The organism is Sphingomonas panaciterrae, from assembly GCF_036890205.1.
Taxonomy (GTDB): Bacteria; Pseudomonadota; Alphaproteobacteria; order Sphingomonadales; family Sphingomonadaceae; genus Sphingomonas; species Sphingomonas panaciterrae.
Genome location: NZ_JAKNQR010000004.1, coordinates 95,808 through 119,505, shown reverse-complemented (window position 1 = coordinate 119,505; position 23,698 = coordinate 95,808). Strand labels below are relative to the sequence as shown.

Annotated in this window: 19 protein-coding genes and 1 tRNA gene; 10 read left to right on the top strand and 10 right to left on the bottom strand. The window is 67.0% G+C overall.

Features of this window, described 5'->3' with window-relative positions:
• Nucleotides 1-94 precede the first annotated feature (94 nt).
• The 3 genes from cmk to aroA are packed head-to-tail and all read right to left on the bottom strand — an operon-like array spanning nucleotide 95 to nucleotide 3,095.
• Nucleotides 95-724, bottom strand: a complete 630-nt coding sequence (gene cmk / locus L8F96_RS12265; RefSeq protein ID WP_046411475.1) for a (d)CMP kinase — start codon at nucleotides 722-724, stop codon at nucleotides 95-97.
• The gene (locus L8F96_RS12260; RefSeq protein ID WP_334656156.1) at nucleotides 721-1,764 is read right to left on the bottom strand and encodes an alpha/beta fold hydrolase; all 1,044 of its coding nucleotides are present in this window, start codon (nucleotides 1,762-1,764) and stop codon (nucleotides 721-723) included. Before L8F96_RS12260 ends, cmk begins: the two co-directional genes overlap by 4 nt.
• Entirely contained in the window at nucleotides 1,755-3,095 is a 1,341-nt protein-coding gene (gene aroA / locus L8F96_RS12255) for a 3-phosphoshikimate 1-carboxyvinyltransferase (RefSeq protein WP_136451457.1), read from the bottom strand. The genes L8F96_RS12260 and aroA overlap by 10 nt, the downstream gene beginning before the upstream one ends.
• A gap of 101 nt (nucleotides 3,096-3,196) precedes the next feature.
• On the opposite strand from aroA, the gene L8F96_RS12250 reads away from it, so the two are divergent.
• A complete protein-coding gene (locus L8F96_RS12250; RefSeq protein ID WP_046411472.1) occupies nucleotides 3,197-3,517 on the top strand; it encodes a TIGR02300 family protein in 321 nt (106 codons plus the stop codon).
• 96 nt (nucleotides 3,518-3,613) lie between these two features.
• Nucleotides 3,614-3,689: transfer RNA gene (locus L8F96_RS12245), tRNA-Ala, on the top strand.
• Nucleotides 3,690-3,945: 256 nt separating this feature from the next.
• On the opposite strand, the gene L8F96_RS12240 is transcribed toward L8F96_RS12245, so the two are convergent.
• The 4 genes from L8F96_RS12240 to L8F96_RS12225 all read right to left on the bottom strand — a co-directional run bounded on the left by L8F96_RS12240 (nucleotide 3,946) and on the right by L8F96_RS12225 (nucleotide 7,804).
• Nucleotides 3,946-4,338 (bottom strand): HdeA/HdeB family chaperone, encoded by a 393-nt coding sequence (locus tag L8F96_RS12240; protein ID WP_046411989.1) that lies wholly within the window; start codon nucleotides 4,336-4,338, stop codon nucleotides 3,946-3,948.
• A 165-nt stretch (nucleotides 4,339-4,503) separates the two neighbouring features.
• Nucleotides 4,504-5,841, bottom strand: a complete 1,338-nt coding sequence (locus tag L8F96_RS12235; RefSeq protein ID WP_046411471.1) for a ferredoxin reductase family protein — start codon at nucleotides 5,839-5,841, stop codon at nucleotides 4,504-4,506.
• Nucleotides 5,842-5,945: 104 nt separating this feature from the next.
• Nucleotides 5,946-6,536 (bottom strand): alpha-ketoglutarate-dependent dioxygenase AlkB, encoded by a 591-nt coding sequence (locus L8F96_RS12230; protein WP_417158975.1) that lies wholly within the window; start codon nucleotides 6,534-6,536, stop codon nucleotides 5,946-5,948.
• 5 nt (nucleotides 6,537-6,541) lie between these two features.
• Nucleotides 6,542-7,804, bottom strand: coding sequence for a DUF763 domain-containing protein (locus L8F96_RS12225; RefSeq protein ID WP_334656155.1), 1,263 nt, complete (start codon nucleotides 7,802-7,804; stop codon nucleotides 6,542-6,544).
• 198 nt (nucleotides 7,805-8,002) lie between these two features.
• Here L8F96_RS12225 and L8F96_RS12220 point away from each other — a divergent pair, with 198 nt between their 5' ends.
• The 3 genes from L8F96_RS12220 to L8F96_RS12210 are packed head-to-tail and all read left to right on the top strand — an operon-like array spanning nucleotide 8,003 to nucleotide 9,850.
• A complete protein-coding gene (locus tag L8F96_RS12220; protein WP_334656154.1) occupies nucleotides 8,003-8,260 on the top strand; it encodes a glutaredoxin domain-containing protein in 258 nt (85 codons plus the stop codon).
• Nucleotides 8,257-8,793: a TspO/MBR family protein gene (locus L8F96_RS12215; RefSeq protein WP_301089545.1), complete on the top strand. Its 537-nt coding sequence runs from the start codon at nucleotides 8,257-8,259 to the stop codon at nucleotides 8,791-8,793. The genes L8F96_RS12220 and L8F96_RS12215 overlap by 4 nt, the downstream gene beginning before the upstream one ends.
• 55 nt (nucleotides 8,794-8,848) lie before the next feature.
• On the top strand, nucleotides 8,849-9,850 hold the full coding sequence (locus L8F96_RS12210) for an MBL fold metallo-hydrolase (protein ID WP_334656153.1): 1,002 nt from the start codon (nucleotides 8,849-8,851) through the stop codon (nucleotides 9,848-9,850).
• Between the two features lie 16 nt (nucleotides 9,851-9,866).
• Here the strand turns inward: L8F96_RS12210 and L8F96_RS12205 are convergent, their stop codons facing one another.
• On the bottom strand, nucleotides 9,867-10,949 hold the full coding sequence (locus L8F96_RS12205) for an ATP-NAD kinase family protein (protein ID WP_186313978.1): 1,083 nt from the start codon (nucleotides 10,947-10,949) through the stop codon (nucleotides 9,867-9,869).
• Nucleotides 10,950-11,011: 62 nt separating this feature from the next.
• On the opposite strand from L8F96_RS12205, the gene gcvPA reads away from it, so the two are divergent.
• Together gcvPA and gcvPB are read left to right on the top strand one after the other, a co-directional pair.
• Nucleotides 11,012-12,406 (top strand): aminomethyl-transferring glycine dehydrogenase subunit GcvPA, encoded by a 1,395-nt coding sequence (gene gcvPA, locus L8F96_RS12200; RefSeq protein WP_334656152.1) that lies wholly within the window; start codon nucleotides 11,012-11,014, stop codon nucleotides 12,404-12,406.
• The gene (gene gcvPB / locus L8F96_RS12195; RefSeq protein ID WP_125944830.1) at nucleotides 12,403-13,917 is read left to right on the top strand and encodes an aminomethyl-transferring glycine dehydrogenase subunit GcvPB; all 1,515 of its coding nucleotides are present in this window, start codon (nucleotides 12,403-12,405) and stop codon (nucleotides 13,915-13,917) included. Before gcvPA ends, gcvPB begins: the two co-directional genes overlap by 4 nt.
• Before the next feature lie 109 nt (nucleotides 13,918-14,026).
• Here gcvPB and L8F96_RS12190 read toward each other — a convergent pair whose 3' ends face one another.
• A complete protein-coding gene (locus L8F96_RS12190; protein ID WP_296220803.1) occupies nucleotides 14,027-15,430 on the bottom strand; it encodes an aminotransferase in 1,404 nt (467 codons plus the stop codon).
• Between the two features lie 187 nt (nucleotides 15,431-15,617).
• Between L8F96_RS12190 and L8F96_RS12185 the strand changes: the two genes are divergently transcribed.
• Nucleotides 15,618-16,391, top strand: coding sequence for an IclR family transcriptional regulator domain-containing protein (locus L8F96_RS12185; RefSeq protein ID WP_046411458.1), 774 nt, complete (start codon nucleotides 15,618-15,620; stop codon nucleotides 16,389-16,391).
• A 90-nt stretch (nucleotides 16,392-16,481) separates the two neighbouring features.
• On the opposite strand, the gene L8F96_RS12180 is transcribed toward L8F96_RS12185, so the two are convergent.
• Complete coding sequence (locus tag L8F96_RS12180; RefSeq protein WP_334656150.1) at nucleotides 16,482-18,692, bottom strand: DPP IV N-terminal domain-containing protein; 2,211 nt, start codon at nucleotides 18,690-18,692, stop codon at nucleotides 16,482-16,484.
• A 266-nt stretch (nucleotides 18,693-18,958) separates the two neighbouring features.
• Between L8F96_RS12180 and L8F96_RS12175 the strand changes: the two genes are divergently transcribed.
• Nucleotides 18,959-21,823: a TonB-dependent receptor plug domain-containing protein gene (locus L8F96_RS12175; RefSeq protein ID WP_334656149.1), complete on the top strand. Its 2,865-nt coding sequence runs from the start codon at nucleotides 18,959-18,961 to the stop codon at nucleotides 21,821-21,823.
• Nucleotides 21,824-21,912: 89 nt separating this feature from the next.
• Nucleotides 21,913-23,691, top strand: coding sequence for a DUF885 domain-containing protein (locus L8F96_RS12170; RefSeq protein ID WP_334656148.1), 1,779 nt, complete (start codon nucleotides 21,913-21,915; stop codon nucleotides 23,689-23,691).
• The last annotated feature ends 7 nt before the right edge of the window (nucleotides 23,692-23,698 follow it).

Here is a 23,698-nt window from a genome sequence, read left to right as displayed (position 1 = left end):
CGTAGCACCGGCGTGGGAGCAAGGTGGGGCGGAAAGGCGGGGCAATTTTGCGAGGCGCTCACCGCGCCGCCGACCAACCCCTGGCCCCGAGTCGTCAGCCCTCCTTGCGGCGCCGTGCCTCGACCAGGGCGATCGCCTTTTCGATCGACGCCTCGATCGACAGGAAGCTGGTGTCGAGCAGCGCCGCGTCATTCGCGGGCACCAGGGGCGCGGTCGAGCGGGAGCTGTCGCGCGTGTCGCGCGCCCGGATGTCGGCGAGCACCTGGTCGAAGCTGACCGATGCGCCGTGGGAAATCAGTTCATTGTGGCGGCGGCGGGCGCGGATCGTAGGCGTCGCGCGGATGAACAGCTTGGCATCGGCATCAGGCGCGATGACGGTGCCGATGTCACGCCCGTCGAGGACGGCGCCGCCCTCCTGATGTGCGAACCTTTTCTGCCGCTGGAGCAGCGCGGCGCGGACCAGCGGATGCGCGGAGACGACGGAGGCGAGCTTGCCGATCTCCTCCTCGCGCAGCACCGGGTCTGCGAGCGTCAGTTCGTCGAAGTCGCACGCGGCGACGGCATCGGCCTCGCGCGTCGGATCGAGTTCCAGCCGGCGCACCGTCGCGGCCACCGCGCGGTACAGCAGCCCGGTGTCGAGATGCGGGAGATTATAGTGGCGCGCCAGTGCCTTGGCGATCGTGCCCTTGCCCGACGCGGCGGGGCCATCAACGGCGATGATCATGCCAGCACGTCCTGCCGGGCGAGCCAGGCACGCAGCATGCCGATCGTCTCCGCCGGGCGATCGTTGAACAGGCCGTGGGCGGCCCCCGGGACGACGCCGAAGCCGGCGCCGGGCACCCGCGCGGCGAAGGCGCCGACGGTGACGGGGCGTGCCTCGTCATACTGACCGCAAAGGAACAAGGTACGCTTCCCCTCGAGCTTGGCGAGCAACGGCTCGCCATCATAATCCTTGAGCGTCCCCGTCGAAACGAACTCGCTGGCGCCCCACATCGCGCGATACAGCTCCGCGTTGAAGCCGCGGCCCTGACCGGTGTAGGCCTTGATATCAGGCGCCGGCGGCTCGCGCCGGTTGAACGCCGCATAGAATGCACGGGTCGGCTCGTCGCAGCTGGGCGGCGGGGCGGGCAGGGTGAGCGCGCCGCAGCGACGCAGCTCCTCCTGGATGGGGGTGGGCAGTTCCCCGATCAGCGCGCGCGCATCGGCCAGCCAGCTGCGGGTCGAAATCAGCGGGCTGGCGAGCACCAGTCCGGCGAGGGCCGTTGGCCGGCGGGCGCCATATTCAAGCGCGATCGTTCCGCCCCAGCTTGCGCCGAGCATGTGCCAGCGAGCGACGCCCAGCGCGGCGCGGATCGCCTCCAGCTCATCAACGAAGCGCGAGACGCGCCAGTTGGCAGGATTGTTGGGGTGATCGGAGCGGCCGGAATCGAGCTGGTCGTAGAGGATCACCGCCCGCTTGCCGGCGAGCGCGAGCGCTTCGAGGAAGCTCGCGTGCGTTCCCCCAGGGCCGCCATGGGCCATGATGATCGGCGCGCGCGCGCCGGCGAGGTCGCCATCGACGCGGACATAGACGCGCCCGCCCTCGACCGGGACCATCAGCTCGCGCGTCGGCCGGGCGAGATCACGCGCCCGCGCCGGGCCGGCACCGGCGAGTGCGACGCCCGCCAGGCTGGCACCGCCAGCGATCAGCGCGCGGCGGTCGATCAATGCGGCGCCGGTCGGCCCCCTGTTCGGGCCCCTGTTCAGGCCCGTGCTCAGGCCCATGTGACGCGGCCGCCAAGCTGGGTCAGCAGATCGAAGAAGCTGGGGAAGCTGGTGGCGACGGGGCTCGCGTCATCGATCGCGATCGGCTGCGCGGCGTGTAGGCCGGCCACCGCCATGCTCATCGCGATACGATGGTCGAGCCGCGAGGCAACCGTGCCGCCGCCGGGGATCGGATCGCCGCCCGTCCCCTCGATCGTCAACCCGTCCTCATGCTCCTCGCAAGGGACGCCATTGGCCTCCAGTGCGGCCTTCATCACCGCGATGCGATCCGATTCCTTGACGCGCAGCTCGTCCGCGCCACGCGCGATCGTCCGGCCGCTGGCAAAGGCGGCGGCGACGAACAATACGGGGTACTCGTCGATCATCGACGGCGCGACGTCATGCGGCACCTCGATCCCCGACAGCGCGGCATGGCGCACCCGCAGGTCCGCGACCGGCTCCCCGCCGACGACGCGCGGATCCTGTTCGACGATGTCCGCGCCCATCAGGCGAAGCACCGTGACGAGGCCGGCGCGGGTCGGGTTCAGGCCGACGTTCTCGATCACCACGTCGCTGCCCGGGACGATCGACGCGGCGACCATCCAGAAGGCGGCGGAGGAGGGGTCGCCCGGCACGACGATCGACTGTGGGCGAAGCTCCGCCTCGCCCGTGAGCGAGATGATGCGCCCTTCATCGCTCTCCTCGACGCTGATCTCCGCGCCAAATCCGGCCAGCATCCGCTCGCTATGATCGCGCGTCGGCACCGGTTCGATGACGCGCGTGATGCCGGGCGTGTTGAGGCCGGCCAGCAGCAAGGCGGACTTCACCTGCGCCGAGGCGACCGGCAGGCGATAGGTGATCGGCACCGCAGGGCACAGGCCGCGCACCATCAGCGGCAGCCGGCCGCCCGGCGAGGCGGTGAACTCCGCGCCCATCGTCGAGAGCGGATCGATGACGCGGTTCATGGGCCGCGTTGACAGCGACGCGTCGCCGGTGAAGGTGGCGGTGATCGGATGGCTGGCGACCAGCCCCATCAGGAGGCGCGTCGAGGTGCCCGAATTGCCCATCTCGAGCGCGGCCTGTGGCTGGAGCAGCCCACCGACGCCGACGCCGTTGATCCGCCAGATTGCGTCATCGCCGCGTACGATGGTGGCGCCCATCGCGCGCATCGCGGCGGCAGTGGCGAGCACGTCCTCCCCTTCCAGCAGTCCCTCAACCTGGCTTTCGCCAACCGCCAGCGCGGAGAGCATCAGCGCACGGTGGCTGATCGACTTGTCGCCTGGGACGCGAATGCGGCCGGCGAGGCGAGGGGCCGAATGAACGGAGACGGGACGGGGATCAGGGTGCGCCATTGCGCGCCGCGCCTTGCCAGCGGGGTTGCGCTATGGCAAGGCGCGCGCCACTTCACAGGTCAATACCTGCTGAACCAATTTTCCGAAAGGCAAGAGACGGCATGATCAAGCCGGAATGGGGCACGAAGCGGACGTGTCCGAAATGCGCGACGCGTTTTTACGACCTGCAGAAGGACGAGCCGGTCACGTGCATCGAATGCGGCTACGCATGGGAGCCGGAGCCGATCCTCAAGTCCAAGCAGCCGATGCCGTTCGAGGCGGCGAAGTCCGAGAAGGCAGCCGACAGCGATCTCGCTGGCGATGACGATACGGATCTGGTCGAGAACGAGGACGAGGAGCCCAACGCTGACGACGAAGTCGATCTGGGCGGTGACGACGATCTGGGCGTGGAAGCGCCGACCGACGACGACGACAACAACTGATCGTCTGAAGAAAAATAGGCTGGCAGGCGGCTTTCTTCAAAAAGGCCGCTTGCCAAGTCTGAAGCGCCCCGTTAGTGGGCGCCTTCCCAACGGAATGGGGCCGTAGCTCAGCTGGGAGAGCGTCGCAATGGCATTGCGAAGGTCAGGGGTTCGATCCCCCTCGGCTCCACCATTTCCACCACATTACGATCCATCCACAGCGCGTGATCGCGCGGTGAGGCGCACTTGCGAGCCACACGGCTGCAGCGTGCCGCGGCGGCTAAACCGTCGCCATCCCATCGGAACGGTCACGATCCAGGTTCGTGCGAGCGTCAGTCCGCCAAGACGGCACCGTCGTGCGCGATCCGTGCCGGCCATTATCGATCGGGTTCACGCAACCGCGCCAAAAAGTGTGCCGACGCGGTCAGCGCCGGCACCGAGGCGGGGAGTTAACGTTTCATGCCGGCACGCTGCTGCGCCATGGCACGGCGGACGGCGGCGACGAAATTGTTGCCCGGGGTTGCACGACAAGCGTCCACCACGACTGGCACGACGCTGGCGACGCCGTCGACGGTGACCGACGGATCGGACATCTTTCCCTTCGGGCCATAATTCGCGGCAAAGACGACGGCCTGCGGGCGATAATTGACGTCCACGAGGTTGAAGTCGCGGCAGGTGATCGTCTCCATCTTCTTGTTCACCTTGAACACGTCGATGTAGGTCATGCCGTCCTTCTGCGGCACCTGGGCCTGCCGTTCGATCTGGGGCGTCGTCTGGGCCGAACCGGTGGTAGCTGCGCAGGCGGCCAGGATTGCCCCCGCGATTACAAAGCTTCGCGTCATTGGAAACTCCTTCGAGTAGGGCAGCACGGGTTGAACGCTGTCCGGAAACCAGAGTTCAGCGGATCAGCGCCGAGGTCTAGTGAGGGGATGCACGGATGGCTCGGGTGGCCGTGGCCATTACAGGGCACGACGACAGGTGCTGCCGCCACGCGGCTGGGCAGGCGGCTAGCGCAGCTCAAAGAATTCCTGATGGAAGCGGGACGCCGGAAAGCCGTTGGCGATCATGCCGCCGCGCATCGCATCCCCGAAGGCGGCGGGGCCGCAGAACCAGACATCGGCACATCGCCAGTCGGGCACCATTTCCTCAAGGCGTGGAACCGTCAGCTGCGGGTCGGGCGGGGTGACGAGCAGGTGCAGCCGCACGCCGGTGCGATCGACCAGCTCGGACAGACGATGCAGCAGTGCATCGTCGCGCATCCTGGTGGAATAGATCAGGTCGACGCTGGCTGGCCGATCCTCATCCGCCAGCCATTCGAGCCCGGCGACGAAGGGGGCGATGCCGATCCCGCCGGCGATCCACAACTGGCGGCGGCCGGAATCGAAATCGAACCGGCCATAGGGCCCCTCGATCGTGACGGTCTGTCCGGGAAACAGGCGGTCGGGCAGCGCCTTGGTATAATCGCCCAGCCCCTTGATGCCGAAGCGGAGACGGCCGTCATGGCGCCAGGCAGAGGCGATCGAAAAGGGGTGCGCGCCCTCCCGGTCGCCAAAGTCGACAAAGGCGAACTGGCCGGCAAGATGCCCGGGCCAGGCAGTCGTGAGGCGGACGACCACCTCGGTCACGTTGCTGTCACGATAATGCTCGACCGCCTCGATCGTACCCGTCGCACGGCGCGATTTGCCGATGCGGTGGAACAGCGATGCCATGGCCGCGACCGATGCGGCGGCCATCAGCACGCTCAGGAAAGGCCCGATCGGCGCCGCCCAATAGGTGCGCCCCATGAGGATCGTGGCGTGGAACACCAGCACGAGAAAGACGACCGAAAGCAGCCGGTGGGTGGTGAAGAACAGCCGATAGGGAAAGCGTTTCCACAAGGCGATCAGCACCAGCGCGATCATCAGGTACAGCGCAGGCTCCGCCACGCTGACCGCGGCGCCATGCCAGTCGCGGAACGGGTCGAAGCCGGCCGGTACTGCGGCGCCGCTTCGTGGGCGGCGCACGGGTGCTTCCAGCCAACCCCAACGCACAAAATTGCGCGGCAGGATCTCGATCAACCAATGGATGATCGCGACGATCGTCGCCGCGATCCCGAACCATTTGTGCAGGCGGTAGTATTTATCCAGCCCACCCAGGAAGCCTTCGATCTGGACGGGGCGCGCGGCCAGGATCAACCCGACGGACATGAGCCCGATCGCCACCAGCCCGGTGTAATTGATCAGCGTATGGCGAACCCCCCAGAAGCCGCCGGAGCCTGGGGTGCGCATCATGCTGAAGGCCCACAGGATGCTCAGCAACAGCGGTACGGCGACAAACGCGAGCACGATCCGCGCGCGATGCGCCATCTCCTGTCCTCCGCTCCCGTTGGCTTTTTGTCCGCTGTGCGGATCACAGGGAATGACAGGCCGTGCGCGCGGGTGCGCTCAGCAATCTTACGGAGCGGCGACCGTCAGCGCGCGTCTCCGACCGCAGTGCGCAGGCTGCGCAAGGTGATCGACCAGCGGGTTTCCTCCATCGCGGCGATGCTATGTTCCCAGTCGTCGCGTGCCATGCCGCTGAGGTGATAGGCGCCGCGCGGCGCCAGCGGCACGGTGACGCGGGAGAATTTCGCGCCTGCCCGGCGACGAAAGCGCATCGCGGCCGGCGCGCCGAGCGAGATGCCGAGCACATGGCCGAAGGCAGGCCGGTCGCGATGCCAGCCGATGCCAGCGCCGGGATCGTAGCGGATGAGGAGCGCCTGGACGAGATCGGCGGCGGCAATGCCGGCAAAGGCGGCGGCCCGATCGCGGATCGGAATCAGCCAGTCGGGGAAGGGCACCCCCGGCTCCAGCCGACCGCGATCGAAATCATAATGCCAGCCAAAGGAGCTGGTCAGCCGCTTGCCGGTCCAGCCTTGGAAGCGGAATGGCGCGAGCGCCGTGGCATCGATCGCGGCGATCAGTTGCTGCTCCTCCGCTGCCGTGACCAGATCGCTGGTGGTGGACAGGCCGGGGAGGGCAGGCTGCGCAGGCATGGCAGGCAGGTCGAACAGCATGTCCATGGCCATCATTGTGCCGCGGCGTCGCGCGGCGCGACTTCATGGCCGAACACGCTGCGACCGCCGTAGGCGTGCGACTGGCGGCGTTCCTCGGCGATGAATGCCTCGACTGACGGGCCGCGCGCACGCGCCTCGAGCCGGCGTGCCTGTCGATCGAGGCGGCGGAGCGCGGCGCTTTTCTCATCCTGCCCGAGCCGTGCGGCCGTGACGGCCGCCTTCATCACGCCGATCGTCTGATCATAAACGTGCGTCGGCACCGGGAAGGGGTGGCCGTCCTTGCCGCCATGCGCCAGACTGAAGCGTGCCGGATCGCTGAACCGACAGGGTGCGCCGTGCACGACCTCCGCCACCATCGCGAGCGCGCGGACGGTACGCGCACCGATGCCGGGGATCAGCAGCAGCTCCGGGAAGTCCGCCGGCCCGCGCTCAGCCGCAGCGGCAAGCGCACCATGGAGGCGGCGGGTGACGACGTTCTCCGACCTGACATCGTGATGGGCCGGCATCGCGAGATGCGGCAGCATCGCCTGCGGATCGGGCGGCGCGGGTCGGTGGCCGCCCGCTTCCGGATCGATGTCGCGGAGCAGCCCGACAACGCCGTCCGGGCCCTCATCACGCAGCAGCGACAGTTGCCGGTCGCGGGAGGCGGCGGCGCGGGTGTCTGCCAGGTTCACGATTCGCCCGCGGCTGTTCCCCTCGATTGCGGCATGGGGCGCATCGAGGAAGCTTTCCATCCCTTCCGACAGCCAGTGGTAACGCCGGGCCTGACGGCGATCGCCATTCATCCCCTGCTGGATGACCACCCAGCGCCCGTCGTCGCCGACGATGAAGCCGTGAAGATAGAGATCGAACCCGTCCTGCACCGCCGCGCTGTCCACCTTGGCGACCAGCCGGCTGGCGCGGGCAAGCGCGTCGCCGTCGATACCGACGCGCGCACCCACCGCGGCGAGTTCCGCCGGCGTGGCGCGGCTATGGCGGCCGCGCCCGCCGCAGACGTGGAGGCCAAGGTCGCCCGCGCGCGGCGCCAGCCCCCGCTTCAGCGCGCCCAGCACGCTGGTGGTGATGCCGGAGGAATGCCAGTCCATCCCCATCACCGCGCCAAAAGATTGAAACCAGAAGGGATGGGCCAGCCGGCGAAGGAATTCGTCGCGCCCATATTCGATTACGATCGCCTCTGCGATCACCGCGCCCAGTCGCGCCATCCGCTGCCCCAGCCACGCAGGCACGCGGCCGCCATGCAGCGGCAGATCGGCACTGCCCGCGCGCCGCGCCATCAGCGGTGATCCGCCAGGAGCGCGCGGTGGGAACGGCGGGTGATCGGCCGGATCGGCATGGCAGCGGCTATAGCTGATCCGGAACGAAGGTGGAACATCGAATCGCCGCTCATGGTCGGTGGCTGACCGGGGCGGGGCGGCCATGGGAACTGACGACGCCATCCTGCGCTGTGTTCCGCGACAAGGATCATTGATGTGATGGAGACGCTGGTGGCGGATCAAAAGTCTGCGATTTTGTACCGGATGGTGCTGCCCGACCATGTTTGCCCGTTCGGGGTGCGTGCGAAGGAGATGCTGGAAACGGAGGGATATGCCGTTGACGATCGCATTCTCTCGACGCGCGAAGAGGTGGATGCGTTCAAGGCGGACCAGGGTGTGGAGACCACGCCGCAGGTCTTCATCGATGGTGAACGGATCGGCGGCAGCGACGATCTGCAGCGGTATCTCGGCGCATGATCGCCGCCCGCACGCAGCCCGCGACCGGGCTTTCGCGCGTCGCAGCAGCGACGATCGTTGCTGGGGTCATGGGCGTGAGCGCGCTGGTCGGTCGACGCAACGCCCCTGACAAGAGCCACCCCGGCATTCGCGGGTGGTATCGCCGGCTGGACAAGCCGTCGTTCACCCCGCCCGACGCCGCCTTCGGCGCGGTCTGGCCGGCGCTCGAAACGGGGCTCGCGGTGGGCGGCTATCGCCTGCTCCGCGCACCCGCGAGCACGAGCCGAAATCTGGGCGTGGGCCTGTGGCTGCTCAACACCGGGATGATCGGCGGCTGGACCGAATTGTTCTTCCGCAAGCGCGCGCTTGGCGCGAGCACCGCGGCATCGGCGATGATGATGGGCACCGGCGCAGGCTATGTCGTCGCGGCCAGCCGGGTAGACCGACCGGCCGGGCTGCTCGGCGTGCCGTTCGTCGCCTGGCTCGGCTTTGCCACCCTGCTCGCCGAACAGGTGTGGCAGCGCAATCCCGATCGCGGCGCGGCGGCGGCGTGAGCGCGATGCGCGGGGGCGTCACCTTTGCTGGATCGGTCGAGCGTCGCTGACCGGCGTGGCGCGCAACCGTTATTACCAAGGGGCCCCGACCGACCATTTCGACGGCACCCGCTTCTTCAACCCCGGGCAATCGGGGCCGGAGGGCGGGCTGCGCGCCATCTTGCGGTGGAAACTGGCGGGGGGCGCAGCACGCTGGCCCGAAACGGTGCCGGTATCGCCCGCGGTCCCCGACGCGCACGTGCCGGGGATCCGCATCACCATGGTCGGCCATGCCTCCACGCTGATCCAGGCGGCGGGTTGGAACATCCTGACCGATCCTGTGTGGTCGCCGCGCGCCAGTCCGTTCAGCCGGCTCGGGCCCCGGCGTGTGACGGCGCCCGGCATCCGGTTCGAGGATCTGCCGCCGATCCACGTCGTGCTGATCAGCCATGCGCATTACGATCATCTGGATATCGCGACGTTGCGCCGGCTGCAGGCGGCGCATGATCCGCTGATGGCGATGCCGCTGGGCAATGACGCGATCGTCCGCGCCGGCGTGCCCGGCGCACGCTGTCTCGCGGGGGATTGGTGGGACACGCTGCGGCTGGGCGAGGGCGTGGCGACGACGCTGACCCCCGCCTATCATTGGGCGAACCGCTGGCCGACGGACGTGCGCATGTCCTTGTGGAGCGGCCATTATCTGACGACGCCGGCGGGGACGATCTGGTTCGCCGGCGACACTGGCTATGGCGACGGCGCGATCTTTGAACAATTGCCCGAGCGGCTCGGCAGCCCGGACGCCGCGCTGATCCCGATCGGCGCCTATGCCCCGCGCTGGTTCATGGCGCCCCAGCATGTCGACCCGGCCGAAGCCGTGCGCATCTGCGAGCAGGTCGGCGCGGCACAGGCAATCGGCATCCACTGGGGCACGTTCCAGCTCACCGACGAACCGCGTGAGGAGCCACCGCGGCTGCTCGCCGCCGCCGCGCGTGCGATGGGCTTTGCGCCGGACCGGTTTGTCGCTGGAGAGCCCGGCGATGCATATGACATCAGGCGCTCATCACCGCGCGGGGCGTGAGCAGAAGTCGCCTGGCTCAAGCGGCGCGCAGCTTCATCATCATCGAACGGCCGGGCGCGGTCCGCACGCGGACATAGCCCTCCATGGCGCGGTCCAGCGCCGCGTCGCCGCTGTCGACCAGCAATGTCGCATCGCTGAGCGCGGCCAGCTTCCCGGCGTCCGCCAGGACGATCAGGCCCTGCGGCGCAGCGCGGGCGATTACCTCGGCGTCGATCTGCTGGTTGCCGCGGCCAAGGAGGATGCCCTGGCCGCCGATCACGCCCAGCACGAGGCGCGGCGGCGTATCGGCGGTCAGCCTGCGCAGCGTCGCGGCACGGGCGTCGATCGCCACCGGCTCGCCATGCGCAAAGGCATCGACGCCCAGCAAGGTGCCGCATCCCGCCAGCGCATGCTTCACCATCATCATCGTGGCGCCAGGACCGATGATCGCCAGCGGTTCGCCGCGCAATTCGCGCGCCAGCGCGGCGGCGGCACGCTCCAGATCAGCGGCCGAGGTACTGGCCGATGTTGCCTTGGCCGCCTGCATCCCGCGCGCCCGCGGCACATGCAGTACGCCATATAGCGTGATAGCACCCCGGTCATCGCGATCCATCACGTCCGCCGCAACGGGCGGGCGACCGTAGCCGGTGAGGCAGCTTTTCAGGATGGTGCCAGCCGTCGCGGGACTCGTCGCAAAGACCGCACTGTGCATCTTCACCCCGGCGGGTATGCCGATGACGGGCAAGCGCCCCAGGTCAGCGGCAAGAAGGTCACGCGCGGTGCCGTCACCCCCTGCAAAGACCAGCAGGTCGACCCCGGCGGACAGGATCGCTCGCGCTGCCGCAATCGTGTCGGCTGAGGTGGTCCGCTCGGCAGCTGCCGCGTGGGCCAGGTCGCACGGTAGGGAGGCGGACCGGGCGGCATCCTCGCCCATCGCGCCTGCGCTGGTCACGATCGTGCACGGTTCGCCGGCAAGCGCGGCCAGCGCCGCCGCGGCACGCGCCGTTGTCAGCGACGGAGCCGTCGTCGCCAGCGCGGAGCCGCTCACGCCATCGGATCCCTTCAGCGCGAGCGGCCCGCCAATCCCGGCGACCGGGTTGACAATCAGGCCGAGGCGCACGCAAGTCCTGTTCGCACAGCAATCATAATGTGCGCTGTTAGCACAAATCCATGAGAGACTCCATGCCAGCACCGGATCGCGCGCATCCTTACATGCCCAATTCGACGGCCGAGCAACGCGCAGACCTGCTGCGGGCGATTGGCGCCGACACGACCGAGGCCCTGTTTGGGCAAATCCCAGATTATCACCGCCTGCGCACGCCGATCGAAATGGCGCCGACGCTCAGCTCCGAAGTGGAGCTGGCGCGGCATCTTGACGGGCTGTTGGCGCAGAACCGGCCGGCGGCGTCGATGACGAGCTTTCTTGGCGGGGGCTGTTGGCAGCATCACGTCCCCGCCGTGGTGGACGAGATCGTCAACCGCGCCGAATTCCTGACGCCGGTGTGGGGCACGCCCTCGTCCGACTTCGGGCGCAACCAGGCCTGGTTCGAATTCACCAGCCAGCTCGGCGCGCTGCTCGAGCTCGAGATGGTCGGCCTGCCGGTGTACAGCTGGGGCTGTGCCGCCGGGCACGCGCTGCGCATGGCGGTGCGGCTGAACGGCCGACGCCGCGTGCTGGTCCCGGCGCGGATGTGCCCGGAGCGGCGCGCGGTGCTCCATTCCTATTGCGCCTCCGCCGGTGCCGACCGCGGGATCGTGGTCGAGACATATCCGTGCGACCTGCTGGGCCGCGCCGATGTCGATGCGCTGCGTACGCTGGCGGATGACGGGATCGCGGCGGTCTATTTCGAGAATCCTGCATTCCTCGGCGGGCTGGAGCATCGCGTGGCCGATATCGTCGATATCGCGCACGCCGTGGGTGCCGAGGCGGTGGTTGGTGTCGACCCGATCAGCCTGGGCGTCATTGCTGCACCGGGCGCCTATGGCGCGGACATCGCAGTTGGCACGATCCAGACGCTGGGCATCCACATGCATGCTGGCGGCGGTCTGGGCGGCTTCATCGCGTCGCGCGACGAGGAACGCTACACCGCCGAATATCCGACGCTGCTGAACAGCATCACCGAGACGGTCGATGGCAAGATGGCGTTCGGCATGATGCGGTTCCACCAATCCTCCTACGGTTCGCGTGAGGAGGGGAAGGACTGGACCGGCAATTCGACCTACCTCTGGGCGGTTGGCGCCAGCGTGTACATGGCGCTGCTCGGCCCGGCCGGCTTTCGCGAAGTGGGTGAACTGATCCTCGATCGATCGCACCGGGCCGCCGAGCGGCTGGCCGGAATTGCCGGAGTGTCCGTCCCCGAGACGGGCGGGTTCTTCAAAGAATTCCCGGTCTCTTACGATCGTGCCGACTTCGCGAGCGTCGATGCGGCGCTGCGCGCGCGCAACATCCTGGGCGGGATCGACGTGGGCAAGCTGTGCCCCGAGCTGCCGTCGGCCGCGCTTTACGCCTTCACCGAAATTCATGACGACGCCAGTGTGGATGCGCTGGGCGTCGCGCTGCAGGAGATCCTGGCATGACGCTCCGTCGCTATCACGCACCCGTCTGGGACGAGCCGATCATCATGGAAATGGGCGCGCCGGGCCGGCGTGGACAGCATTTCCCGCGCGTGGAGGGCGGGGCCTCCCGCGTGCCCGCCGCGCTGCGCCGTGCGAACCCGCCCGCGCTGCCGGAAAATTCCGAGCCGGACGTGCTGCGCCATTACCTGCGCCTGTCGCAGGAGACGATGGGCATGATCGGCATCAGCCTGTTCGGCACCTGCACGATGAAATACAATCCGCGCCGCGGCGAGCAGACGGCGATGCGGCGCGAGATCGCGGGCGTCCATCCGGCGCAGCATCCCGATACGATTCAGGGCCTGCTGGCCGCGGTTCATGGGATGGAAGAGGCGCTGCGCGCGCTGTCGGGCATGGACGGTTTCACTTTCCAGCCGGCGGGCGGGGCGGACGCCGCCTATACGCAGGCATGCATCACCCGCGCGTGGCACGCGTCGCGTGGCGAGGCGGGGCAGCGCACCGAGATCATCACCAGCATCCAGTCGCATCCGTGCAACCCGGCGACCGCCGCGACCGCCGGTTTCGATGTCATCACGCTTCCGCTGGGGCCGAACGGCTATCCCGAACTGGACGCGCTGCGCGCCGCGGTGTCGTCGAAGACGGCAGCGCTGATGATCAACAACCCCGACGACATGGGCGTTTATAACCCCGAGATCGACGAATGGGTGCGGATCGTAAAGGCCGCCGGTGGCCTCGCTTTCTACGATCACGCCAATTTCAACGGCGTGATGACGAAGATCCGCGCGCGCGACCTGGGCTTCGATGCGTGCATGTTCATGCTGCACAAGACGTTCGGCGTGTCGAAGGGCGGCGGTGGGCCGGCTGTCGGCGCCTATGGCTGTTCGGCAGAGCTGTTGCCGTTCCTGCCGGGGCCGCGCGTGGTGCGTGCCGAGGATCGCTTCACGCTTGAGGACGGATCGGTCGATGCGCCCAAGGTGCGCGAATATCTCGGCAACCTGCATCAGGTGTTCAAGGCATATGCCTGGGTCCGCGCGATGGGCGTCGAGGGGCTGTCCGAAGCGTCCGACATGTCGGTGCTGCTGAACAATTACATGGAGAAGCGCCTGCTTGAGGTGCGCGGTGTCACCCGCTCGCACCCCGACATGCCCGGCTGGCGTCTGGAAATGACCCGCTTCAGCATGGAGAAACTGTTCGAGGACACCGGCGTCAGCGCGCTCGATGTGCAGAACCGCATGGGCGATTTCGGCATCGACGCATTCTGGCTGAGCCATGAGCCATGGATCGTGCCGCAGCCGTTCACGCCGGAAGCCGGCGAGATGTGGTCGCGCGAGGACGTGGATTACTGGATCGATGTTCTCGCCCATGTCGTCGATGAGGCGTATCGCGATCCGGAGATGGTGAAGACCGGACCGCACAATCAGGTCGTGAAGCCGCTGGCCCCGCGCAACCTGGATGATCCGGCGATCGGCTCGACCACCTGGGCCGCGCATCAGCGGAAGAACGCCCGCGCCTGAACGGCAGTCGTGACCGCAGATGGAAAGGGGCGCGGACCGATATGGTGCGCGCCCCTTTTCGCTTGTCTGTGCCGCCGCTTTTTGGGGTGCGGCGGCACCGAGTTTCAGATCAGGCGTCGCCGCTGCCGCGCAGCTCGGCCAGAACCTGATCCGCGGCATCGCGGAACGCAGCAACCGAGCGGTCGATCTCTTCGCGCTGGATGACGAAGGGGGGCGAGAAGGCGACGGTGTCGGCGGACGGCAGCGCGCGGCCGATAACGCCGCGGTCTAGCGCGCCCTTCACGATGCGCGCCGCGACCTTCAGCGCCGGATCGAACGCGACCGGCCCGGTATCGCGCACTTCCTTCACGAACTCGACCGCGCCGATCAGCGCCTGCCCACGTACTTCGCCAACCAGGGGATGATCCGCAAAGGCCGCGCGCAGCGCCGCCTGCATATGCGCACCCTCGTCGGCGACGCGGGCGAGCATGTTCTCCTTGTCGATCAGGTCGAGGTTGGCGAGCGCGGCGGCCGCGCCCAGCGGGTGGCTGGAATAGGTGTAGCCATGGCCGAAGGCGCCGAACTGGCTGCCCGCGCCGCTCAGCACGTCCCACACCCGCTGCCCGACGATACAGGCGGAGAGCGGGAAGTAAGCGGAGGTCAGGCCCTTCGCGACGGTGATCATGTCCGGCTGCATGTCGAGCAGCTCGGACCCGAACATCGCGCCCAGGCGCCCGAAGCCGCAGATCACTTCGTCGGCGATCAGCAGGATGTCGTGGCGGCGAAGCACGTCGCGCATCGCGGCATAATAGCCCTCCGGGGGAGCGATCACGCCGCCGGCGCCCATCACCGGCTCCATGATCATCGCGCCGATCGTGTCCGCGCCCTCGCGCGCGATCAGTTCCTCGAGGTCCGCGACCAGCTTGGCGGTGAATTCCGCGTCGGTCAGGCCATGGCCTTCCCACAGGCGGCGCGGGGCAGTGGTGTGGCGCACCATCGGCAGCGGCAGGTCGAACCCGGCGTGGAGGCCCGGCAGGCCGGTCAGACCGGCGGTCATGATCGTCACGCCATGGTAGCCGCGCTGGCGGGCGATGATCTTCTTCTTCTGCGCGCGGCCCAGCGCATTGTTGTAATACCACACCAATTTCACCTGGGTGTCGTTGGCGTCCGAGCCCGAATTGCCGAAGAACACCTTCGACATGCCGGCGGGTGCCATGTCGATCAGCCGCTGGGCGAGCAGGGCGGGCTTGTCGCTGCTCATCGAGGAAAAGGCGTGGCAATAGGAAAGCTGATTGGCCTGATCGCGCAGCGCGTCGGCAATCTCGCTGCGACCATAGCCGACGTTGACGCACCACAGGCCGGCCATCGCATCGACATAGTCGATACCGCGCTCATCGGTCAGGACGGCGCCCTTGCCGTGCGTGATCACCACGGGTGGGCCGCTGCGCTCATGGTCGGCCAGCATGGTGAAGGGGTGGAACACGAACTTGCGGTCGATCTCCGCCGTGCTGAGACCGGAACTGCTCACTGCCATTACGTAAAACCCCTCGCTCGTCACGCGAACACATGTGCGCTATGTGGTAATAATGCCGCGGGGCGCGATCGCGCAAGGGGATGGCGCATTCTGCGCTGCGCGGAATCGACGCAATGGCTGAAGCATTGTAGGCCGGGTTCAAACAACGCCGCCTCGATCGACGGTCGGGCACGGCAAAGGAGTGAATATGGTTTCAGCCGAACAGGACGTCAGTGATCGCGATTATGTCAATTCGCTGGCCCGCGGGCTCGAAGTGATATCGTCCTTCACGCGTACACGGCCGAAGATGACCTTGAGTGAAATCTCCCGGGCGACTGGTATGACGCGCGCCACGGTGCGGCGGTTCTTGCTGACGCTGGTGCGCGAAGGATATGCCGAAAAGGACGACAAGCTTTTCAGCCTGAAGCCCAAGGTGCTTGAGCTTGGCTATTCGGCGCTGTCGTCGATGGGTATTCTCGACGTCATCCAGCCCGTCATGAATGACCTTTCGCGAGAGCTTCAGGAATCGGTCTTCGCCGCGGTCCTGACGGGTGACTACGTGACCTATATCGCGCGGGCGACATCCGAACGGCTGGTGAACGTGAGCATCACGATCGGCAGCACGACTCCCGCCCATGCGGTGTCGACGGGGCGCGTTCTGCTGGCGGCCGAACCGAACGATGCGCTGGAACGCTACATCGATCGCGTGAAGCTGGAACCGATCACGCCGCACACGGTGACGTCCAAGGTCAAGCTGCGTGCCGAGATCGAAAAGGTCCGGCTGGAAGGCTATAGCTTCGTCGACCAGGAACTGGAGATCGGGCTTGGCTCGCTGTCCGTCCCGGTGCGCAACCGAGAGGGCCGGGTACTCGCCGCGTTAAACGTGTGCTGCCCGACGGCGCGCGTGACGTCGGAGGACATGCGCAAGAACATCCTGCCGGAACTGATCGCGGCGTCGCAGACGGTGACGCGCGGCATGTAAGGGCATCGCTTTCCGCCGGCGTCATACGGGGCGGGGGGCAGGAGGACGAGCGGCCGGCGAAGTACGCCGGTCCGCTCGCCTCCCGACCGATCAGTTCGCGCTTGTCAGCGCGGCGCGCGCCGGCGGCGTGGCATCGCTCCGGTTGAATTTGGGCGTGCTTTCCCCGCGCAGCGTGCGCACGAAGAAGCTGTACTGGCGACGCAGCACGTACTCCATCGGCTCCTCCGACCGGCCCACGCCGTGATCGGCGCCCGGTACCACCAGCAGGTCGAAATCCTTGCCCGCCTTGATCAGGCGATCGGCCACCTGCATCGTCACCGCCGGATCGACATTCATGTCGAGCTCGCCGGAGATCAGCAGCAGGTCGCCCTTCAGGCGCCAGGCATTGTCGACGTTGGACGACCGCGAATAGCTTTCGTCGATCGGCCAGCCCATCCATTGTTCGTTCCAGCTGACCTTGTCCATGCGGTTGTCGTGGCAGCCGTTGTACGCCACCGCCGCCTTGTAGAAATCGGGGAAGAACAGCAGGCCGCCAAGCGCGTTCTGCCCGCCCAGCGAGCCGCCATACAGGCCCACGCGATCGGCATCATAATAGCTGTACTTGGCCGCGGCGGCGCGGTGCCACAGGATGCGATCGGGCGCGCCGCCTTCGCCGACATTCTTCCACGTCACATCATGGAACGCCTTTGAGCGGTGCAGCGTGCCCATGCCGTCGATCTGGACGACGATGAAGCCGAGGTTCGCCTGGGCCTGCATGCCGACCACTTCGTCGCCGCCGGCGTGGAAGCCGAACGGCCACCATTTCTTCGGCACGAAGGCGTCGAAGCCGGCGCCGTAAATGTTCTCGATCACCGGATATTTCTTGGTCGGGTCGAAATCGGCCGGGCGGACGATCACGCCCCAGATGTCGGTCTTCCCGTCACGGCCCTTGGCGACGAACGTCTCCGGCGCCTTCCAGCCAGCGGCGAGCAGGCGCGAGATGTCGGCTTTCTCGATCGTGTCCACCAGCGAGGCGTCGGCGGTGCGGCGCAGCTCGGCGACCGGCGGCATGTCGGTGCGCGAATAGATGTCGACATAATGCTGCCCGTCCGGCGAGAAGACGACATCGTGGAACGCGTCCGCCTGCGTCAGCCGCGTCAGGCCGCGGCCGTCGAAGCCGATGCGGTAGAAATGCTGGAGATATGGATCGCCGCCCTCGCGGCCATTGGCGGTGAAGATGATCGTGCGGGTCGCGGGGTCGACGCTGACGATGCGGCGCACCACCCAGTCACCCTTGGTGATCTGGTTGCGGATCCTGCCCCCGCGCCCGTCGACCAGGTAGAGGTGGTTCCAGCCGTCGCGCTCCGACATCCAGATGATCTCGCGCCCGGTGCCATCGACATCGCGATGGTCCATGCGGGGCGCATAGACGAAGGTGTCGGACTTCTCCGCCATCACCTCGCGCGGCTTGCCGGTACGCGCATCCACCTCGATCAGCCGGTACGCCGCATGACCGCGCTGATTGTAGGTGAAGGCGAAGCTGGCGGAATCCTTGCGCCACGTCACCTTGCCCAGCTGATAGGGATTGTCGAACAATGCCGGGTCGACGTCGATCTGCTTGGCGGCAGCGACATCGAACAGGATGGGGCGATCGATATCGATCACGTCGCCGGGCTTCGGGTACAGCTGGGTGATCAGCTTGGGTTCGAGCTGGTCGGTGGGCGAGCTCGCCACGCGATAGATCTCGCGGCGATGCCCCGCGCGCACGCGGTTGATGACGACGCGCGTAGAATCCGGCGACCAGGTGATCGTCTCCGGATCGTAGAAATTGCCGGGTGAGCCGTCGCCGCTGCGGACCAGCTCGCGTCCGTCGGCCGTAGCGCGCACCACCAGATTGTCGCCCTCGACCATCGCGACATAGCGGCCATCCGGTGACACGCGCGGCGTGTTGTCGGCCGGCACGCTTAGGTCACGCAGCACGCCGATCGCCTTGGGACGACCCGGCGCGGCAGGTGTGGGGCGGCAGACATAGGTGTCGAGCGCGCAGGTGAGCCGCCGGTCACCAACCGCGATCAGGATGGCGCGATCGTCGGGGGAGAGCGCGAACTCACTGAACGGCAGGCGATCGGCGCGATAGGTGTCGCCAGTGATCTTGCCGATCGCACCGCCAAGACGCGCATGATCGAACGCATCGCGCTTCTCCCTGTCCGCCAAGCGAACACTGATGAAGCGAAAACCGTCCTTCTCGGTCCGACGATAGTGGAAGTGGCTGCCGTCGTTTGACCAGACGGCCGCATCCGCCACCCCATCGGTCAGGTACATCGTGCGCTCACGCAGGCTCAGCGCGTCCTTGTAGGCGGCTTCATTAGGCTGGGCGGCAGCCGCCCCGCTGCATGCCACCAAAAAAACGCCGGCTGTTGCAGCCCGAACTAAGCGCATCAGATCCCTCCAAAAAGTTCCACGTAGTGCGAGGAAATCGCAAATTTGTTGTGCCCCGCGTTCGAACTACGCAGGAAAATGCTTGACGACAAGTGCGCTCTACGAACAAAACTGCGCCGTGCGAACGAAAAGAGCAAAGGGGTTTGTTGATGACTAGGGCTTCCGCAGCCAGGCGTATCCTGTTGACCACTGCTGCGCTGTTTGTGTCGCTTCCGGCGGCCGCGCAGGAGGTGGGCGGTGAACTGGCGGGCCAGCCCGCCGCGGACAATGGCGGCGGCGATATCGTGGTGACCGGCTCGCGCATCGCCGTGCCGAACCTCCTGTCGAACAGCCCGATCAACACCACGGATTCGCAGGAACTCGCGCTTCAGGGCACCGTCAACGTTGAGGATTCGCTGGTCGAAATCCCGCAGGCGACGCCTGGCACCAGCAGCACCAACAACAACGGCAGCAACGGTACGACGACCGTCAACCTGCGCGGCGTTGGCGATATCCGCACGCTCGTCCTCGTCGATGGCAAGCGCTGGATGCCATCGGGCAACACCGGCGTGGTCGATCTTAACACCATCCCGGTCGCCCTGCTGAAGCGGGTCGAAGTCGTCACCGGCGGCGCATCGGCCGTGTACGGCTCGGACGCGCTGGCGGGCGTCGTCAACTTCATCTTCAACGACCGCTTCGAGGGCGCGCAGCTTGGCCTGACCTCGCAGATCACCGAGCGTGGCGACGGGCATCTGTTCGACGCAAACCTGACGGTCGGCGGCGAATTCGCCGACGGTCGCGGCCACATGACCATGTGGGGCGGCTATACGAAGCGTGAGCCGATCTTCCAGGGCCAGCGCGAATTCTCGCGCTACGCACTGCAGCCGAGCCGCGACCGCACCAGCCTGATCCGCGCCGGTTCGACCACTTCCTTCCCCGCAAACATCGTCCTGTCGGCCCCGGGTAACCGCGGTATCGACGCCGATGGCGACGGCACCGTCTCGTTCGGTCCCGGCGGCACGCTCAACGGCGAGGCGAGCTTCTACAACACCAATCCGGTCAACTATTTGCAGGTCCCGCAGGAGCGCTGGCTGGGCGGTGCGAACGTCCGCTATGACGTGACCGACGGGATCGAGGCGTTCGGCCGCTTCACCTTTGCGCACAACCGCGTGTCCACGCAGCTTGCGCCGAGCGGCACCTTCTTCGCCTCGTTCGGCCTCAATCCGGACAATCCGTTCCTTGCGCCGGCGACCGTCGCGGCGCTGCGGGTCGAGGCGGGTGCCGGCGGTGTCGACGCCAACGGCAATCTGCGCACGCAGATCGGCTATCGCTTCGCCGCGCCGCGCTTCTCCGAATTCACCCGCAACGCCTTCCAGGTGCAGGGCGGCCTGCGCGGCAAGGTGGGCGGCTGGAACTGGGAAGTATTCGCCCAGCATTCGCGCACTGACCTCAACACCCAGCTGACCGGCGACGCCAACCTTGGCCTCATTCAGCAGGCGCTGCTGGTGCGTGACGTCAACGGCACGCCGCAGTGCATCGATCCGACCGGCGGCTGCGTCCCGCTCAACATCTTCACCAACGATCCCTCGTCGGTGAGCCAGGCCGCGCTCGACTTCATCTCGCTCGACCTTCAGGTTCAGGCGATGACCCGTCAGACGGTCGCCGGTGGTACGCTGTCGGGTGACCTCGGCAATATCCGCTCGCCGTTCGCCGACAATCCGATCGGCCTCGCCTTCGGTGTCGAATATCGCGAGGAAGGGTCGAGCTACCGCCCCGACGCCAATTACGAGGCAGGCCGCTCGGCCGGCTTCGGCACCGCGGCGACCGTCATCGGCAACTTCAACGTGAAGGAAGCCTTTGGCGAAATCCGCATCCCGCTGATCGAATCGCGGCCCTTCTTCGAGGCGCTGTCGTTCGAGGGCGGCTATCGCATCTCGGACTATTCGACGGCTGCCGGCACGGTTCACACCTTCAAGGCAGGCGGTGACTGGGCCCCGGTCCGCGACATTCGCTTCCGCGGCCTGTACCAGCGCGCGGTTCGTGCGCCGAACATCAACGAGCTGTTCCAGCCGCGCGTTGAGACCGCCGTCACCGGCATCGATCCGTGCGCGGGCGTCAACCCGACTGCCAGCCAGGCCTTGTGCGAGGCGACCGGCGTCCCCGGCGGCCGCTATGGCGCCGTGCCGCTGCCGCCGGCCGGCCAGTTCCAGGGCTTCACGGGCGGTAACCCGAACCTGAACGTCGAGAAGTCGGACACCTATACGATCGGCGCGATCTTCCAGCCGTCGTTCATCCCGCGGCTCGTCGTCTCGGTCGATTATTACAGCCTGAAGATCGTCGATGCGATTGAATCGCTGGCCGGCGGCGCACAGAACGCGCTCAACGCCTGCTATTTCAACACGCAGAACATCAATTCGGTGTTCTGTCAGTCGATCCTGCGTGATCCGATCAACGGCTCGCTGTTCGGTGGCAACGAAACCGGCGTTTACGCCACGCTCGTCAACACTGGCCGGATCGAGACCAAGGGCTTCGACTTCGCGGTGAACTATTCCGTGCCGATCGGCTCGGGCCAGGTCCGCTTCGGCGGCAACGCCACTTATGTCGACAGCTTCATCCGTCAGGGTGGCGAAGGGCTGCCGGCCTATGAATGCTCGGGCCGGTTCGGCGCGATCTGCAACGGCCTGATCCCGCAGTTCAAGTCGACCAGCCGTCTCGCCTACGAAAATGGCGGTACGATCGTGTCGCTGCGCTGGCGCCACATCGGCAAGGTGGAACTCGATCGCTTCGCGCTCGGCACCGACACCCGTCCGTCGCCGGTCACCAGCCTGCGTGCGGCGAACTACTTTGACCTCGATACCTCGCTCAACGTGTCGGAAGCCTTCACGCTCACGGCCGGCATCTCGAACCTGTTCGATCGCCAGCCGCAGGTGTTCGGCAACGACGTGGGCGGCCTCGGCGCCACCGCGAATACCTATCCGGGCACCTATGACGGCCTGGGCCGCATGTTCCGGATCGGCGCTGTCGCGAAGTTCTGAGGCAAGGAAGCAGTAAGATGATGGATCGGCGGAGCCTTCTGAAATCCGGCGTTGCGTGTGCCGCAGTCGCCGCACTTCCCGGTGGGGCCATGGCCCGGGCCGGGAAGGGGGCTCCCCGATCCGATCCTGCCACGGCGGCGCGGCTCGATGCTCTTTACGCCCGTGTGTGGCGCGAAGAGATCGCGTCGTCGCCGCAGCGGCTGACCTCGCTCGGGCTGGACCGCGGCGCGGAACATGCCGCGGCACGGCGCCTGCTGAACGACCGGTCGAAGGGCGCGTTCGCCCGCTCGATGGACACGCTGCGGCGTGCCCGCACGGAGCTGGCGCAGATCGACACGACGAAGCTGGCCGGGATCGACCTGGTCAATCATCGATCGATGAAATTCTACGCCGACATCACCCTCGAGGGGTATGACCGGTTCAAATATGGCGAGCCGGGTTACCCGCGCGCCTATGCCGTCAACCAGCTCGATGGCACGTACAACAACATCCCCGACTTCCTCGACACCGCTCACCGGGTCGAGACGGCGGAGGACGCCGAGGCTTATCTCAGCCGCCTGGATGCCTTCGCGACGGTGCTGGATCAGGACACCGAACGCTCGCGGCGCGACGCCTCCAATGGTGCGTCGGCCCCCGATTTCATCCTCGATACGTGCATCAGGCAGATTTCACTGCTGCGCGGCGTGCCCGCGGCGCAATCGATGCTCGCCACGTCGGTGGCGCGGCGTGCGGCCGCGCGCGGCGTGGCGGGAGACTGGGCGAAGCGATCGACCGAGCTGGTCGAGAAGCGCGTCTATCCCGCGCTCGACCGCCAGATCGCCGAGCTGCAACGCCAGCGGCAGACCGCCGATCATGATGCCGGCGCGTGGCGCCTGCCGGACGGCGAAGCTTATTACGATTGGGGCATCCGCCTCTTCAACACCAAGGCCTTCAGCGGTGACGAGATCCACCGCCTTGGCCTGGAGATGGTGGCGCAGAACACCGCCGATATCGAGGCGATCCTGAAACCGGGCGGCTATACCCGAGGCACCCTGGGCCAGCGCATCCACGCGATGGCGATCGACATGAACGGCGTGTACGAGAATTCGGACGCCGGCCGGGAGAAGATGCTGGTCGATGCCACGCGCCAAATCGAGGAGATCAGCGCGCTGCTGCCGCGCTATTTCCGCACCCAGCCACGCGCATTGGTTGTCGCCAAGCGGATCCCGCAGGCGATCGAGGCCGGCAAGGCAGGCGGCTATTACAGCCGCGGCAGCATCGATGGCAGCGTGCCGGGCTCCTATTTCATCAACATGCGCGAGATGGAGGATCGCTCCATCGTCGGCTTGGCCACGCTCACCCATCACGAGGCCGTTCCGGGCCACCACATGCAGATTTCGCTCTCGCAGGAGAATGAAAGCATCCCGATGTGGCGCCGAACGATGGAATGCAGCGCCTATGTCGAGGGCTGGGCACTCTACGCGCAGACCGTCGCCGACGAGATGGGCGTGTTCGAGAAAGATCCGCTTGGCCGCCTCGGCTATTTGCAGAGCGAATTGTTCCGCGCGGCGCGCCTGGTGGTCGACAGCGGCCTGAACCACCATCGCTGGAGCCGCGAGAAAGCGGTCGATTATATGGTCGCGGCCACGGGCAGCAGTCGCGACTCCGTCACGTCGGAGGTCGATCGCTATTGCCTAATCCCGGGGCAGGCGCCGAGCTACAAGATCGGCCAGCGCGAATGGATCCGCCTGCGGGAGGACGCACGTCGCCGGCTCGGCGCGCGCTTCGACATCCGTGCCTTCCATGATGCGGGGCTGTTGTCGGGCATCATGCCGCTCGGCGTGCTGGAACAGCGGATCGAGGAATGGATCGGCACGCAAGCGATCTGAACAACCA